The 15,052-nt window shown below is 70.1% G+C and carries 13 protein-coding genes and 1 pseudogene; 8 read left to right on the top strand and 6 right to left on the bottom strand.

Annotated features, from left to right (window positions below; genetic code table 11):
• Positions 1-63 precede the first annotated feature (63 nt).
• Entirely contained in the window at positions 64-780 is a 717-nt protein-coding gene (locus ACH4FH_RS29025) for a TetR/AcrR family transcriptional regulator (protein WP_398558893.1), read from the top strand.
• Positions 781-845: 65 nt separating this feature from the next.
• Positions 846-1,340: a DUF3995 domain-containing protein gene (locus ACH4FH_RS29020; RefSeq protein ID WP_398558892.1), complete on the top strand. Its 495-nt coding sequence runs from the start codon at positions 846-848 to the stop codon at positions 1,338-1,340.
• A 233-nt stretch (positions 1,341-1,573) separates the two neighbouring features.
• On the opposite strand, the gene ACH4FH_RS29015 is transcribed toward ACH4FH_RS29020, so the two are convergent.
• Entirely contained in the window at positions 1,574-3,025 is a 1,452-nt protein-coding gene (locus tag ACH4FH_RS29015) for an FG-GAP repeat domain-containing protein (protein WP_398558891.1), read from the bottom strand.
• A gap of 190 nt (positions 3,026-3,215) precedes the next feature.
• Between ACH4FH_RS29015 and ACH4FH_RS29010 the strand changes: the two genes are divergently transcribed.
• Positions 3,216-4,196, top strand: coding sequence for an alpha/beta fold hydrolase (locus ACH4FH_RS29010; RefSeq protein WP_398558890.1), 981 nt, complete (start codon positions 3,216-3,218; stop codon positions 4,194-4,196).
• Positions 4,197-4,376: 180 nt separating this feature from the next.
• Here the strand turns inward: ACH4FH_RS29010 and ACH4FH_RS29005 are convergent, their stop codons facing one another.
• Both ACH4FH_RS29005 and ACH4FH_RS29000 read right to left on the bottom strand, forming a co-directional pair.
• Positions 4,377-5,627: an MFS transporter gene (locus tag ACH4FH_RS29005; protein ID WP_398558889.1), complete on the bottom strand. Its 1,251-nt coding sequence runs from the start codon at positions 5,625-5,627 to the stop codon at positions 4,377-4,379.
• A 144-nt stretch (positions 5,628-5,771) separates the two neighbouring features.
• Entirely contained in the window at positions 5,772-6,440 is a 669-nt protein-coding gene (locus ACH4FH_RS29000; protein WP_398558888.1) for a TetR/AcrR family transcriptional regulator, read from the bottom strand.
• 266 nt (positions 6,441-6,706) lie between these two features.
• On the opposite strand from ACH4FH_RS29000, the gene ACH4FH_RS28995 reads away from it, so the two are divergent.
• Positions 6,707-7,993, top strand: coding sequence for a YncE family protein (locus ACH4FH_RS28995; RefSeq protein WP_398558887.1), 1,287 nt, complete (start codon positions 6,707-6,709; stop codon positions 7,991-7,993).
• A 136-nt stretch (positions 7,994-8,129) separates the two neighbouring features.
• Here ACH4FH_RS28995 and ACH4FH_RS28990 read toward each other — a convergent pair whose 3' ends face one another.
• Complete coding sequence (locus tag ACH4FH_RS28990) at positions 8,130-8,726, bottom strand: dihydrofolate reductase family protein (RefSeq protein WP_398558886.1); 597 nt, start codon at positions 8,724-8,726, stop codon at positions 8,130-8,132.
• A 294-nt stretch (positions 8,727-9,020) separates the two neighbouring features.
• Here ACH4FH_RS28990 and ACH4FH_RS28985 point away from each other — a divergent pair, with 294 nt between their 5' ends.
• The gene (locus ACH4FH_RS28985; protein ID WP_398558885.1) at positions 9,021-9,668 is read left to right on the top strand and encodes a TetR/AcrR family transcriptional regulator; all 648 of its coding nucleotides are present in this window, start codon (positions 9,021-9,023) and stop codon (positions 9,666-9,668) included.
• Positions 9,669-9,781: 113 nt separating this feature from the next.
• On the opposite strand, the gene ACH4FH_RS28980 is transcribed toward ACH4FH_RS28985, so the two are convergent.
• A complete protein-coding gene (locus ACH4FH_RS28980) occupies positions 9,782-10,465 on the bottom strand; it encodes a TetR/AcrR family transcriptional regulator (protein ID WP_398558884.1) in 684 nt (227 codons plus the stop codon).
• Between the two features lie 109 nt (positions 10,466-10,574).
• Here ACH4FH_RS28980 and ACH4FH_RS28975 point away from each other — a divergent pair, with 109 nt between their 5' ends.
• Positions 10,575-12,185, top strand: coding sequence for an MFS transporter (locus ACH4FH_RS28975; protein ID WP_398558883.1), 1,611 nt, complete (start codon positions 10,575-10,577; stop codon positions 12,183-12,185).
• A 9-nt stretch (positions 12,186-12,194) separates the two neighbouring features.
• Here ACH4FH_RS28975 and ACH4FH_RS28970 read toward each other — a convergent pair whose 3' ends face one another.
• Entirely contained in the window at positions 12,195-12,830 is a 636-nt protein-coding gene (locus ACH4FH_RS28970) for a TetR/AcrR family transcriptional regulator (RefSeq protein WP_398558882.1), read from the bottom strand.
• A gap of 135 nt (positions 12,831-12,965) precedes the next feature.
• Between ACH4FH_RS28970 and ACH4FH_RS28965 the strand changes: the two genes are divergently transcribed.
• A complete protein-coding gene (locus tag ACH4FH_RS28965) occupies positions 12,966-14,111 on the top strand; it encodes a VOC family protein (protein WP_398558881.1) in 1,146 nt (381 codons plus the stop codon).
• A pseudogene (locus tag ACH4FH_RS28960) lies at positions 14,108-15,051 on the top strand (fumarylacetoacetate hydrolase family protein). Before ACH4FH_RS28965 ends, ACH4FH_RS28960 begins: the two are co-directional and overlap by 4 nt.
• Position 15,052 lies beyond the last annotated feature (1 nt).

The raw sequence follows: 15,052 nt of genomic DNA, 5'->3' as shown, positions 1-15,052 counted from the left end.
ATTTTTATGTGTACCGTAGACGCAGTTTTGCTGCCTTGCAAGACCGAAGACGGGAGCGGAGACATGGGCGACGAGCGCAGCGAGGGGGCGCGGTTGCTGTGGGGCCCGCACGCGAAGCCCTCCCGGGGGCCCAAGCCGACGCTCAGCCTGGACCGCATCGCGCGAGCCGGCGCCGATATCGCCGACGCGGAGGGGCTTGCCGCCGTATCCATGCAACGGGTTGCCGGGCTGCTCGACGTCACCAAAATGGCGCTCTACCGGTACGTGCCCGGCAAGGCCGAGCTGGTCGCACTGATGGTGGAGGCCGCGATCGGTGAGGCCCCGCCGTCGAATGAACCCCGCGCCGGCTGGCGGGAGCAACTCGGCGCGTGGGCCCGCCAACTGGCAGCCGTCTTTCACCGGCACCCCTGGCTGCTGGACGCCACCGTCGGCCCGAGGATCCTGGGGCCCAGGGAGCTGGCCTGGACGGAACGCGCCATCGCCGCGCTGGAGGGGACCGGTCTGTCGGGAGCGGAACGGATGGACGCGGTGGTCCTGCTGGTCGGCCATGTGCGCGGAATCGCCCAGCAGGCCCATGCCGCGGGGCCGATGGGCAACCCCGAAGCGCAGCTCAGCGTCACTCTAGGGGAGCTCATGGAGGTGCACGGCGAGCACTACCCCGCCCTCACCGCCGCCCTGGACTCGGCGGCCCGGCACGGTGGGCAGGACCAGGCAGCGGAGTTCGGGCTGGAACGCATCCTGGACGGCTTGGGCATGTTCATCGCCCGGCGCTCGGACTAGCCAGGTGGTGAGCGAATGAGTCAGGGGCATGTCGCCCTGGTAGTTCGGCTGATGAGGAGCGCGTGGTGTTGAGGACGAGGTCGGTCTCGCTGTGGGGGTACGTCGCGTGCTTGTGGGCGATCGTCTTCGCCGGGGCGCATTTCTACTGGGCTGTCGGCGGCGATGTGGGATTGAGCGTGTCGGCAGGGCAGCAGCTCGCCACGACACGCCCGCTGTGGTTCGTGCTGGCAGGTCTCTGGGGCGTGGGGCTGCTCTGCCTCGTCGGCGCACTGCTGGCATGGCTGCTCGCGCAACCACGTCCAGGTGGGGCCGCTCGGCGCATCCTGGTGTATCTGGGGTGGATCGTCGGCTTCATCCTGACGATGAGAGGCATCGCTGTTGAGTTCCTGCTCATGACGAATGTGACCCACCTGGACACCAGCGTGAGTGCGGGGCAACGGTTCTGGAGCCTGGTGCTGTGGAATCCCTGGTTCGTCGTAGGTGGACTGGCATTCGGCATGTCCGCACTCGACGCCCGCAGGCGCGAACACTCCCTGGTGCTTCAGGCAGCCCCGCACTGAGACACGGCTCGCGCTGAGGCTGGACAACGCCCTTTGGCCGACACCAGCCTCTTACTCGCCGTCTCGTAAGCCGCAGCGTTGGTGGTACGGGGCCAGTGGGCCGGCCAATTGCGGAACCCCCGCACCGCGATGGCGATCGCGGGGCGGGGGCTCATGACGCCGGCCACGGGTCACAGGCGATCAGGGCAGACAACCGTACGAGTGTGTCCACCGGCCTTGGTGGGCACCGTCGTTCACTTCTTCAGCAGGCCCAGCTCCCGCAGTCCGTAGTGGCGGATGCCGTCGGTGCGCAGCCTGTCCGCGCCGCCGCGGAGCACCCAGTAGCCGCCGCGCCGGTAGGAGGGGCCGGTGAAGGTGGAGCCGGCCAGCAGGTCGCTGCAGCCGTCCTGCTCTGCGTCGAGGAGTTGCAGTGTGCCGCCGAACTCGGTCCTGGAGGCCGTACCCGCAAGGGCGTTGTCGTTGTGCGAGATGCGCTGCAGGGAGCGCATCCGGGCGCCGTCCTTCGTCGCCATGAGCTCCGACACCAGGATCTTCTTCGTGGTCGCGTACTTCCCGGTCCCGATGGTGGACACGCTCTCGGCCCGCCCGTCCCCGGTGATGTCGCCCGTGACCAGCGGCCCGCCCAGGCCGTCGGAATGCAGGCTCCGTACGCCCGGGCGGAATCCGTCCGGGCCCCCGCGCAGCATGGGCGCGCCACCGCTCTTGGGGCTGGGGCCGGGCAGCAGGGTGTCGGGGTAGCCGTCCACGTCGAAGTCCGTGCCGGTCATGATGTCCGCGCTGTATTTCCCCGGGGGCGACTCGGCCTCCACCATGCCGTCCTCGGCGCTGCCGCGGAACCAGCGCAGAGGGTGGTAGGTGCCGCCCTCGAAGTCGTCCTCGGGATCGTTCGTCTCAAGAGTGAGCAGCAGATCGGTCCGGCCGTCGGCGTCGATGTCGGCGGACTCCAGCGAGGAGTAGTAGCTGAGGTCGGGGGCGGGGCCTCGTACGGTGACGGTGCGGGTCGAGGCGGGGCGGCCGTCGGAGCCGAACGGCCCGTAGAGGATCTGGCCGATCGCACCCGGTGCCTTCCCCGGGACCGGGGCGAGCACATCGGCCCGGTCGTCCCCGTTGAAGTCACCGATCGCGGTGGGCGGGGACTCGGTGTGGGCAGGGCCCGACGGGTAGGGGACGGTGACCGGTTCGGCGCTCAGCCCCTTCGGGCCGCCCCGGAAGAGCACCATCGATCTGGTGGACTTGTTGACGTACTCGTCCTTCGGGATCAGCTGCGCGGCGAGCACATCGGTATAGCCGTCGGCGTCCAGATCGGCGGTGTAGGTGCGGCCGAAACCCTCCTTCCACTTGCCGCCCGCGCCCGGCGGGACCACGCCGTCGGCCAGCGGACGGCCGGTGGGACGCAGTCCGTCCTTGCCACCCATGAAGACCGCGAGCGGTCCGATGCGGCCTCGGCTCAGTACGGCGGGCGGAGTGCCGTCGACGGTGGCCGGGTCGCCGGTCACCACATCCACCGCATCGGGATAGCCGTCGTTGTCGAAGTCCGCCGGCCGGTCCCAACTCTTCGAGGGTTTGCGGGACTCGGCGCTCGACGGGCACCCGGTGCCGGCATTCTCGGAATCGCCGTCGGTTCCGCAGGAGGAGACGGTGAGCACGAGCGCGGCACCTATGGCGGCCGCTCTGATCGATCTCATCCGGCCGATTATGCGTCATGTCCCGGTCAGGCGACCGGTTTCTCGAGTGAACAGGGCGATTCAGGAGGCGCGACCGCCCGACGGCACTGCTTTGCCGAAGCGGCAACAAAACTCGCCCCGGTCCGACACGCTCCCGGAGGATCGGGGCACCGATCATTGCGCACGGCGGATCACGGGCTCAGGAGGCTCCATGTCGCAGCAGGCCACGGACATCGTTCACCGCTCGGTCCCCGGGCCCGCAGGCCGGATCCACCTGGTCGAGAAGGGCACCGGGCCCCTGGTGCTGCTCGTGCACGGATTTCCGGAGTCCTGGTACTCCTGGCGGCACCAACTGTCGGCGTTGGCCGCTGCCGGGTACCGTGCGGTCGCCCTCGACGTCCGCGGCTACGGCCGTTCCTCCAAGCCCGGGGACGTCGCCGCGTACCGGATGCTCAACCTGGTGGACGACAACGCCGCGGTGGTGGAGGCCCTGGGCGAGCAGGCAGCGGTGATCGTCGGCCATGACTGGGGGTCCACCATCGCCGCCACCTCCGCCCTGGTCAGGCCGGAGGTCTTCCACGCGGTGGGACTGATCAGCGTTCCCTACGCCCCACCCGGCGGCCCGAGGCCCGGTCAGGTCTTCGCGCAGATGGGTGGGGAGGAGGAGTTCTACGTCTCGTACTTCCAGGAGCCCGGTCGCGCCGAGGCCGAGATCGAGCCCGACGTACGTGGCTGGCTCGCGGGCTTCTACGCCGCCCTGTCCGCCGACACCATGCCGGCCCCCGATGTGCCGGGTCCGCACTTCGTCAGCCGGGGCGGGAGGCTGCGCGACCGGTTCCCGACCGGTTCGCGGCCCGGATGGCTCAGTGAGCTGGATCTCGACGTCTACGTCGGGGAGTTCGAGCGGACCGGCATGAGCGGGCCGCTCAACCGCTACCGGAACATGGACCGGGACTGGGAAGACCTCACCGGCTTCGACGGCGCCCCGCTCACCCAGCCTTCTCTGTTCATCGGCGGCAGCCTGGATGCCTCCACCACCTGGATGTCGGAGGCCATCGCGGCCTACCCCACCACGCTGCCCGGCCTTGTCTCCTCCCACATCCTCGACGGCTGTGGCCACTGGACCCAGCAGGAGCGCCCCGAAGAGGTCAACCAGCTCCTGATCGACTGGCTGGCCTCGCTGCCCGCTTGAAGCCTCGCGGAGAGCACGGGCCGGGGGTTTGCGACCAACATGCCGCCGCACACGGCGAGTTGAAGCGCGGCTACGGCGCCTCGTACGGCGCCTCGTACGGCGCCTCGTACGGCGCCAGCATCGGCGAACCAGCCACGGCCCGCTTTCGCTGTCAGCGGCCAGCAGGCGAGCAGCGATGCGTCATGCGGCGCTCCGGGCCGGATCTCCCTCCTGTTCCCCCTGCTGCGGCGTGTGAGCGTGCCGGGGGAGGAGGAGGGGGGTTGCCAGCATGAGGAGGCCGGCGATGACGATCGCTGTGCGGGGGCCGGTGATGCCGGCCAGCAGACCCCACAGGGCGGTCATGGCGGCGATGGTGGCGTTGCTGGTGACCGACCACGCCGAGAGCGTACGGGCGATGCGGTCCGTCGCGATGCGGTCGAGCCGGTAGGTGGCGAACACCGGGTTGAACACGCCCATGCAGGTGATCAGCCCGAACTCGATGGCGATGACGAGCACGAGCCCGGCAACGCCGGGGCGGATGAACGCCAACCCGGGCAGCCAGCACGCGCGCAGCGCACCGGAGATGAGCATTACCTTGTGCTGCCCGAAGCGCGCGACGAGCCGGGGGGCCAGCCGTGCGCCGAGGAGGCCGCCGATGCAGGGCACGCCGAACGCCAGGCCGTACTGCCAGGGTGCGAACCCCAGGCGGTCGAGCATGAGGACGGCGAGCACCGGCGCGGCAGCCATGATCAGGCTGTTGACCAGCACCGTGTTGAAGAACAGGGGGCGGAGGGCCGGGTGGGCAAGGACGTAGCGCCACCCTTCGAGCAGGTCGCCCGCCCGGCGCCGTGGTACGTCGGGTCGCGCCGGGTGCGGCTCCCGCCCGCCGATCGCGCGGATCCCCGCTGCCGACAGCAGGAAGCTGACCGCGTCGGCCAGCACAGTCGTCACCGGGCCGAACAATCCGATCGCGGCGCCGCCGAGCGGCGGGCCGAGCGCGGTGGCCGTCCAGGTGGTGGCCTCGAACCGCCCGTTCGCGACGAGCAGGTCCTGCGGCGGCACGAGCGCTTTCAGGTACGCGCCGCTCGCCGCCTTGAAGCTGATGTTCGCCGCGGCGACGATGACCGACACCACCAGGAGCTGGGCGAAGCCGAGCCGGCCGAGCGCGAAGGCGACGGGGACGCTGATCAACGCGGCGAACCGGGTCAGATCCATCGCGACCATCACCGGCCGCTTGCGCCGGAACTCCACCCAGGGACCGAGCGGCACCGCGACCGCCGCCCCTACCGCCAGACCCGCAGCCGCCAGCACCGACACCTCGGTCGGCCCGGCATCCAGCACGAGCAGCGCGATCAACGGGAACGCGTCGAGCGCGAGCCACGTCCCGAACGTGCTGACCGCGTACGCAGCCCAGAGCCACTCGAACCGCCGCCCCAGCGATCTTCTACCCACCCGTAGCCACCATGCGCGGCGCGCCCTCGCCCTCTCGTCGTCCCGCTTCGCGTCGGTCCAGCGAGATCAAAGCGTGCAGCGCACCAGCTGGTCAAAATGACCGTTGGTGCCGGTGAGATGGTCCGCGATCAGCGTGCGCGCCCTTCACGGACGGGGATCGCCGCCGGAACGGGGTGCGGCGAACCCGGCGAGCAGGAGATGGGTGAGCTCTTCGATGACCTCGTCGAGCGTGGCGTCGACCCAGCCGGCGGCCCAGTCGTGGAGAAGGCCGTTGACGCTGCCGATGAAGGCGGCCGCGGTGATGCGGAAGTCGCGATCGGCGATCTCTCCCCTGGCCGCCGCGGCGGCCGCCTCGGCGCACAGCAGCTCTATCCACCGGGAGCGGCGGGCGAGGCGCTGCCGGTCCATGCGGGCGCTGACGCCGATGATCTCGGTGAAGGTGATCCGCAGGCGGCGCGGATCGGTGGTGACGCTGGTCGCGTAGGCGCGGAAGACGGCGGCAACGCGCTCCGGCAGTGGCAGTTGAGCGGCGTTCCGGGCGAGCGCTTCCGTGGCAGCCTCCTCCGCCAGGTCGTTGACCTGGAGATGGAGAGCGGCGAGTACGTCTTCGAGGCCGCGGAACTCTTCGTAGAACTGACGCGTCGAGAGACCGGCTGCCTCGCTCAGCGCCGCGACGGTGGTCGCGCGGTAGCCGGGGCTGTCGCCGAAGAGCCGCAGTCCCGCGTCGAGAAATTTCCGGCGCCGCTCCGCCTTCCGTTCGCTCGCGGACTTCCCTGCGTACCGGCCGGTCGGCTGCTTGAGCCTGCCCTCCACCGGACCTCCCTCGACGGTTCTCCCGCCATCCTCTCCTGTCGCACGTCTTGAAGAAGCACCCGGGCGTGGTTACTTTCGCGTAGCCGAATCTGAACTCGCGCGTTTTCAGATCTCGTCCGTAGTACGTCCGACCTGCGGAAGGTCCGGCATTGCCAGGGCCGCTCTTCCGTGAACGACATGTCATGCGCCTGCCATGGCGCACAGTCCGTCCTCGGAGGTAGAAGATGACCTTGCACCGATCACGCACGAGCGAGGCAACGGCCCCTGTGCGGCGTACGTTTCGCACGCGCCGCCGCTCGTCACTTCCCCTGGCCCTCGCGGTGGCGCTCACGGTCGTGGGCGGGGTGACCGCCGCCTCGGCAGCCGACGCCGGCCGGAGCCCCGAGCCGGGGAGCGGTCCTGAGGCTCTCCAGGAGGTGATGTTCGTCGGCAACAACTGGGACGGCACCGCGGACGTGATCAGGTCCGCGGGCTCCTTCGCGAAGCTGGGGCGGATCAACGTGATCCCGGACAAGGACGAGCGCCTGCGGGAGATCTACCTCAACCCCCTCAAGCTCGTGTTCTTCCTGGGCATCCGGAACGGCCCGGGGGAGGGTCACGACCAGTTCGTCGACGACATGTACTCCACCCCCGACGGCAAGGCCATGGTGGTGTCGCGCCCGAGTTTCGCGGATGTGGTCTCCATCGATGTGGCGACCGGGAAGATCAACTGGCGTTTCCCCGTCTCCGGCTTCCGCTCCGACCACATGGCCGTGTCCCCTGACGGGAAGCGAATTGCCGTATCCGCCTCCACCTCCAACACCGTGCACGTCCTGGACATCACCACGGGTGCGCAGGCGGGCTCGTTCAAGACCGGTGACAAGCCGCACGAGAACGTCTTCGCCGAGGGCGGCAAGTACCTCTGGAACATGGCCATCGGCGACGTCAACACCGACCTCGACGCCCCCGGCATGGACTGGACGAAGGGCGACCGCAAGATCACCATCGTCGACGCCACCACTTTCGAGCCGGTCAAGGTCATCGACATGCGTGACAGGCTCGACGCCTTCGGGCGCAAGGACCTCTCCGACGCCATCCGTCCGGTGGCCCTCACCCCCGACGAATCCAAGCTCTACTTCCAGGTGTCCTTCTTCAACGGCTTCCTGGAGTACGACGTCGCCGGGGACAGGATCACTCGGGTCAAGACACTCCCGAAGAACCCCGACACCGACGAGAACCGCACCACCTGGGTCAACGACTCGCGCCACCACGGCATGTCGATGAGCCCCGACGGAGACAAACTCTGCATCGCCGGAACCATGGACGACTACGTCACCGTCGTCGACCGCCGCACCCTGCAGGAAGGCCCCCTGGTCAGCGCCTCCAAGCCCTACTGGGCCACCGTCAGCGGCGACGGCCGGTCCTGCGTCATCTCGGAGAGCGGAACCGACCAGGTCACCGCTGTCGACTTCGCCACGGGGAAGAAGACCGTCTCCGTGCCCGTCGGAGACCACCCGCAGCGCGTCCGCATCGCCCATGTGCCGACCGACTGGACCGGCCCAGCCGCTCATTGACGGTGCGACGCACCGGCGAGCGCGAACGGTGACCCACTTGCCGACAACACTCTCGTGTACGTATGCGATGCGGGATACCCGGCCGCGGCCGGGGGCGGCCAGGTGAGCCGTGAAGAGGTGGGCCGCCCCGGGGGCCTTACTGCTTGGCGACCGGCCGGTACGTGGATACGTGGACGCCGGTGGGGCTGGTGGCCGTGGAGACGAGTTCGAGTGCGCGGCGTGCTCTGTCGTCGGGAAAGATCGTTTTTCCGCCGCCGAGGAGGACCGGCATGATCATGAGGCGAAGCTCGTCGACCAGCCCCTCGCCCAGGAGGGTGCGTACGAGGGTGGGACTTCCCATGACCAGCAGGTCGCCCCCGTCCGTCTCGTGCAGCTGCCGGATGCGGGGGAGGGGGTGGTCACCGGGGATGCGTGTGGTGTTCGCCCAGGTCAGTTCGTCGTCGCGGAGCGTCCGGGACACAACGTGCTTGGGGATGGCGTTCATTCGGTCGGCGAAGGGGTCGCCGGCTCGTTCGGGCCAGGCCGCGGCCATGGTCTGCCAGGTGCGCCGGCCGAACAGGAGCGCCTCGGCCCTCGACATCGCGTCGTCGAAGGCGCCGCCCACCACCTCCGGATCGAAGAAGGGATGTGACCAGCCGCCGTGGGCGAAGCCGCCGTCGGTGTCCTCATCGGGTCCGCCCGGTGCCTGCACGACACCGTCGAGGCTCATGAACTCGCTGATCACGATGCGCATGGGAGGTGCTCCTGTGTTCCATTGCGGGTGTACGGCCGTGGAGACTGCGGCGCCGTCGCTAAATCATCGCTCCTTGCCGATCGGGTGGTGGCGATCTGACGCCGAGTCGGCCTGACCGCCGCCGGTGACCTGGACGCCGCCCCTGCCGCAGTCGCCCGGGCCCGGGCTCCGGTCCGCGTCTTCGACGTGGGCGGCCGCGGCCCACGGTGCCGAGGGTGCGGATGACCTGCGTGTCAGAATGGGTACGCCGTTCGCCCTGCTCGTCCCTCCCCGCACTGACGCACCGAGGTTTCCGTGACCAAGCCCGTGGCCCGCGTTCCCCAGCGACGCAACGCGCGGTCCAACCGGGCACGCATCCTGGCCACGGCCCGCCATGAGCTCGGACGTAACCCGGACCTCACCCTGGAGGAGCTCGCGCGTGCGTCGGGAGTGGTGCGGCGCACCCTCTACGGTCATTTCCCCGGACGGACGGCGCTGCTGGAGGCCCTGGCCGAGGAAGCCTCCGAGGCCCTTCGCGCCACCTTGGCCACCGCCGCGAAGCCCGAGGAGCCGGCCGAGCGGGCGCTGGCGCATTTCGTGTTCTCGATGTGGCACCTGGGCGATCGCTATCGCTTCCTCCTGTCGCTGGCCCGGCGGGACCTGGGGTTGGACCGCGTGGCCGAGATCCTGGCGCCGGCCCGCGACGAGGGCACGGCCATCCTGGAGCGAGGGCAGCGGGACGGCGTCTTCCACACCCTCCTGCCGCCGGCTGTCCTGAGCGCCGGACTCGAAGCGATGACGGTCGCTCTGCTGGAGGAGGTCAACTCCGGGGAGCTGGAGGACGATGGGAGCCGGACGGCCGTCGCGACCCTCGTCGCGGCCGGCGTGCCGGAGAGGCGGGCGCGCGTCGTGGTCGACGACGTCGCGCTGACGGTGGCCGCCGAGCGCGCTGCCGACAATTGAGTCGACGCGCGGCCATCCACACGGCTTCGACCGCCGCCGGCGTAGCGCGCCTGGCCAGAGCTTTCTGATCTGTTGTGGTCGAGCCGCGAACATAATTGCCCGCTGGCGCGCAACTACCTCCCTCGCTCCTCTCGCGGCGGTGGTGGCGTCCTTCCCTTGGTCGGTGACGTCGGCCCGGTGCTGCGCACTCGGTGGACCGTGGAGGTCGCGACCTCGCTGTCGACACCCGCGGCGATCAGGGCGGCGGTGGCGGCGCTCGTGCCGTCGTCCGCCCAGATGCCGGCGTTGACGCCGTCCAGGAGAGCCAGCAGTTGTGCTTCGAGGGTCCTGCTGAGAGGGCCTGGCGGAAGGGCGGAGTGGAAGACGCCCTGTCGCTGCCCCAGCGTGAGGATCCGGGTGGCGGAATCGCGGGCGGGAGCCAGGAGTTCGTCCGCCCGGCCGGCTCCCGGATCCTGGCGGGCGAGCCTGATGAGCACGCGGTAGCGGTCACCAACCGGCCACAGGGTGAGGACGAATCGGGCCAGCTCGGTCGCCGGGTCCGCGGCCGGAGTGCGGGCGAAGGGGACCGCGAGGCGTATCGCTTCCGCGGCATCCGCGGCGAGCCCCTCGACGAGCGCGGCCCGGCCGGCGAAGTGCGCGTACACGGTACGACGGGCCACGCCGGCCGCCTCGGCGATGGCGCCGAGGCCGGTGTCGGGGTTCCGGCCCAGCTCCTGCCGGGCCGCTTCCAGGATGCGGGTGCGGGTGGCGCGCGCCCTGCGGCTCCGGGACGGGTGGGGGGCTGGTCGGCCGGTCACGTCGGTACCTCGGGCAGGGGGCGAGTCCACCCCGATATTTGCACACCAATGAGCAACAAACTAGTCTGCACATCGACGGGCAATTAACTCGTACCCCTAGGAGCCCCCGATGCCCTTCCTCGCCCGCACACCTGTCGAGAGGATGACCGGGCCGTACGCACGGCGCTGGTCCGCCCTGCTCGTGCTGTGCCTGAGTCTGCTGATCGTCGTCATGGCGAACACCTCCCTGATCGTGGCCGCGCCGGCCATGACGACGGATCTCGGCCTGTCCAGCAGCGACCTGCAGTGGGTCATCGACGGCTACACCGTCCCGTACGCCGCGCTGATGCTGGTGCTGGGGTCGATCGGCGACAAGTACAGCCGCCGCGGCGCCCTCCTCGCGGGCCTGCTGATCTTCGCGGGCGGTTCGGTGATGGGCAGCCTGGTCGACGGGACCGAGCTGGTCATCGCGGCTCGCGCGATCATGGGCATCGGCGCCGCCGTCGTCATGCCGGCCACGCTCTCCCTGCTGGTCGCGATCTTCCCGAAGCGCGAGCGGGCCAAGGCCATCACCGCCTGGACCGCCACCTCCGGCCTCGCGATCGCCGTCGGCCCGCTGGTGGCCGGCCGACTGCTGGAGGACCACTCCTGGGGCTCGACCTTCCTGATCAACGTCCCCATCGCCCTGGTCGCCGTCGTCGGCGCGCTGTTCCTGGTTCCGCCGTCGAAGGCGCAGGGGATGGGACGCATCGACTACGTCGGCGGCCTGCTCTCCATCGTCTCGGTCGGCTCCCTGGTCTACGCGGCCATCGAGGGCCCGCACTTCGGCTGGGGTGCCGGCCCGGTCGCCGCCGCCGTCGTCGCCGGCGTGGGTCTACCGGCCTTCGTGGCCTGGGAGTTGCGCCACCCGCACCCCATGCTTGACGTGCGCAAGTTCCGGATCCGTCCCTTCAGCGGTTCGATGGTTGCGGTGCTGTTCTTCTTCTTCGGCACGTTCGGTGCGATCTACTACTCCACCCAGTTCCTGCAGTTCGTCCTCGGCTACGACGCGCTGGAGACCGGGGTCCGTCTGCTGCCGCTGGCCGGGGCCGTCTTCCTCGGCGCCGCGGTGACCGGGCGGCTGACCCCGAAGCTGGGCATGAAGGCGATGGTGGTGACCGGCATGGTGATCGGGACGGCGGGCGTCTTTCTGCTCACGCTGGTCGACAAGGGCTCGTCGTACACCGACTTCCTGACGCCGATGCTGCTGCTCGGGTTCGCGATCGGCCTGAGTGTCTCGCCTGCGACCGACACCATCATGGATTCCTTCCCGGAGTCGGAGCTGGGCGTCGGCGGCGGTGCGAACGACACCGCGCTGGAGCTGGGCGGCTCCCTGGGAATCGCGGTGCTGGGCTCGCTGCTGGGCACGGCCTACCGGGACGAGCTGACCGATCTGGTGGGCAACCGGCTGCCGGCCGCGGCCATGCGGGCGGCCGAGGACTCGGTGGGCGGTGGTCTCGCGGTCGCCGAGCGCATCGCGAAGGATCCTGCCGGCGGCGCGCAGCAGGCCCAGGTCCTGATCGATGCCGTCCACGAGTCGTTCGCCCAGGGTGTCGCCCGAACAAGCCTGGTCGGCGGGATCATCATGGCCGCCGGCACGATGATCGTCCTCGCGGTCCTGCCCGGCCGCCGAGGCGCCGGCAAGCGCCGGCCGGAGGAGTCGACCAAGGCCCGGGACAGGGACCACGCGAGCGCCCTGTAGGCCCCCGCGTCAGTCGAGGTCGGGCAGCGGGCGCCGGGCGACCTCGCGGGACTCGTCCGGCGGAACGCCCAGCATGCGCAGGACCATCTCGGCCAGGTTCGCCGCCGCCTCGTCCCCGTCGAGGTCGGGGCGGGCGAACCTCAGCTCCACCAGGGACAGTAGAGACCCGCCTAGCGCCGACAGGGCCACGGTCGTGTCGATCAGGGAGAAGCGGCCGGAGGCGACGCCGACCTCCAGATCGCGCAGCGCCCGGGGGGCGAGGCCCCGGTCGGCGTGGAGGTGGCCGAGTCCGCGGTGGCGGAGCACCTGCATGAGTTCCGGGTGGGAGTCGGCCATCCGGGCGCTGAGCCGGAAGCCCGCCGCCACGAGTTCCGCCGGGTCGTCGATCCCGGTCAGCCGCTCGTCGAAGGTCTGGCCGAACTCTTCCAGCGCGTCGACCACCGCCGCGTCGAACAGGTCCGTCTTCGACTCGAAGTGGTTGTAGAAGGAGCCGAAACCCACGTCCGCGCGCTCGGCGATCGCCTGGATGCTCGCGCTGGTGTCGCCGGTCTCGGCGAGGATCTGCCGGGCGGCGCGGACGAGCGCCTGGCGGGTCTCGGCGCGACGGCGCTCGAAGCGGTTGGCGGGCGGGGCTGACGTAGGCATACGCGGAGTCTAGCCGCGGCACCGATGCGGATCGCAGTTCTGATGAATCCATCATTTCCCGCCCCTCAGCTCTTGACGATGACTCTATCAAACTTGATGATTTCATCATTACGACAATGTCGCTCGGAGGGCACGATGTCTGAAACCCGCGTCGACGGGCACGCCGTCGCCACGCCTCACCAGGATCTCCACAGCGAGCGAGGCGCCCTGCGCGGAGAGCACCCGGGCCGGTCCCGGAACCCCGTGATCAAGGTGGCGGACCTGGCCTGGCTGGAGTTCGAGAAGCCCGACCTGGACCGGGCCGAGGTCTTCGCCCGGGACTTCGGCTTCGCGGTCGCGGCCCGCACCGCACGCGAACTGTGGCTGCGCGGCACCTTCTCCGGCTCGCCCTGCATGGTGATCCGCGCGGGGCGCACATCCCGGTTCACCGGCCCGGCCTTCCGCGCGGCCGAGCGGGCCGACCTGGACCGGCTTGCCGCCGCCACCGGTACGGACGTACGGGACGCCGACGTCCCCGGCGGCGGCAAGAAGGTCCATCTGCTCGACCCCTCGGGCTTCCCGGTCCGCGTCGTGCACTGCGCCGCAGAGCTGCCCGCACTGCCCGAACAGCCGCCGCTGATCCTGAACTTCGGCACGGCCCACCGCCGTACGAACGCCACGCAGCGCCCGCCGCGCGAGCCCTCCCGAATCCAGCGCCTGGGCCATGTCGTGCTGGAGACACGGGTGTTCGCCCGCACCCTGGACTGGTACCTGGACACGCTCGGCATGATCGTGTCCGACTTCCTGTTCCTGGACGGGCAACGCGAGCGCGGCCCGACCATGGCCTTCATCCGCTGCGACCAGGGCGGCCGGGCCGTGGACCACCACACCCTCGCGATGCATCTGGGACCCGGCACGGGATACGTCCACTCCGCCTACCAGGTCACCGACCTGGACGCGATCGCCGCCGGTGGCGAGTATCTGGGCGAGCGCGGCTACCGGCGCAGCTGGGGCATCGGCCGGCATGTCCAGGGCAGCCAGCTCTTCGACTACTGGCGCGACCCGGACCACTTCACGCTGGAGCACTTCGCCGACGGCGACGTGTTCGCCCGGGACGCCGAGCCCGGCTGGGCGCCCATGTCCGCGAGCGGTCTCGCGCAATGGGGCCCGCCGGTGACGCGGGACTTCTTCGGTGCCAATCCGTCACCCGCCAAGCTCCGCGAGGTCCTCACGGCCCTGCGCGGCGACAACGAACTCGACCCCGCACGCCTGCTGGGCCTGATGAAAGCGATGACCTCATGAGCATCAACGTCCTGCGCACCGATGGGGGAGGCTGGTGGGTCGTCCTCGGCGACCGAGCCGTCCCGGTCGAGACCACGGCCGCCACCACCGCCGAACTCCTCGCCGACCGCTCCGCGGTGGAGGCGGCCGCCGCCTCCGGTGAAGCGGGCACCGCCGTCGCCGACCTGGCGGCACTCTCCCCGGTCACCACCCCTTGCCGGGTGGTCGCCCAGATGGTCAACTACCGCAGTCACGCACGGGATTCCGGCTTCACCGGCGATATCCCGCCCACCTTCTTCCGCAAGGCGTCCGGCTCGGTGAGCGGCCCGACCGACACCATTGTCCGCCCCTCCCACGTGAGGTTCCTGGACTACGAGATCGAACTCGGCCTGGTCATCGGCGCACCCCTGCCGGTGGGCACCACGGTGGCGGAGCGGGACCTGCCCGCCTACGTGGCCGGGCTCGTCCTCTCCAATGACATCAGCGCCCGTGATGTGCAGCTGGCCAAGACCCAGTTCTACGAGAGCAAGTCGTACCCGACCTTCACACCCATCTGACCCTGCTGGAGCCGGAGGACTTCGCGCATCTCCTCGACCTGCGGCTGAAGTTGTCGGTCAACGGTGACCTGCGCCAGGACCGCACCCTCGCCGACATGATCGTCCGCCCGGCGCAGGCACTGACCCTGCTGTCCCGCTTCCAGAGCCTCGACCCCGGTGACCTTCTGCTGACCGGCACACCCGGCGGCACGGCTCTGAAGGCACCGCCCGGGCCGGTGGAGAAGATCGGTGCGCTGCTGCCGCCCGCCGTGAAGTGGAAGGCGTTCTTCAAGAGTCAGGCCAAGAACCCGCGCTACCTGCACGAAGGGGACGTGATCACCGCGACGATCGGCACGCCGGACGGGCGGATCACCCTCGGCGAGCAGCGCACTCCCGTGGCCGACGCCAACCGGGCCCCGAGGTGAG

This window comes from Streptomyces sp. NPDC017993, assembly GCF_044328065.1.
Taxonomy (GTDB): Bacteria; Actinomycetota; Actinomycetes; order Streptomycetales; family Streptomycetaceae; genus Streptomyces.
Note: the sequence above shows the minus strand (reverse complement) of the source record. Positions and strands in the feature narration are given on the sequence as shown.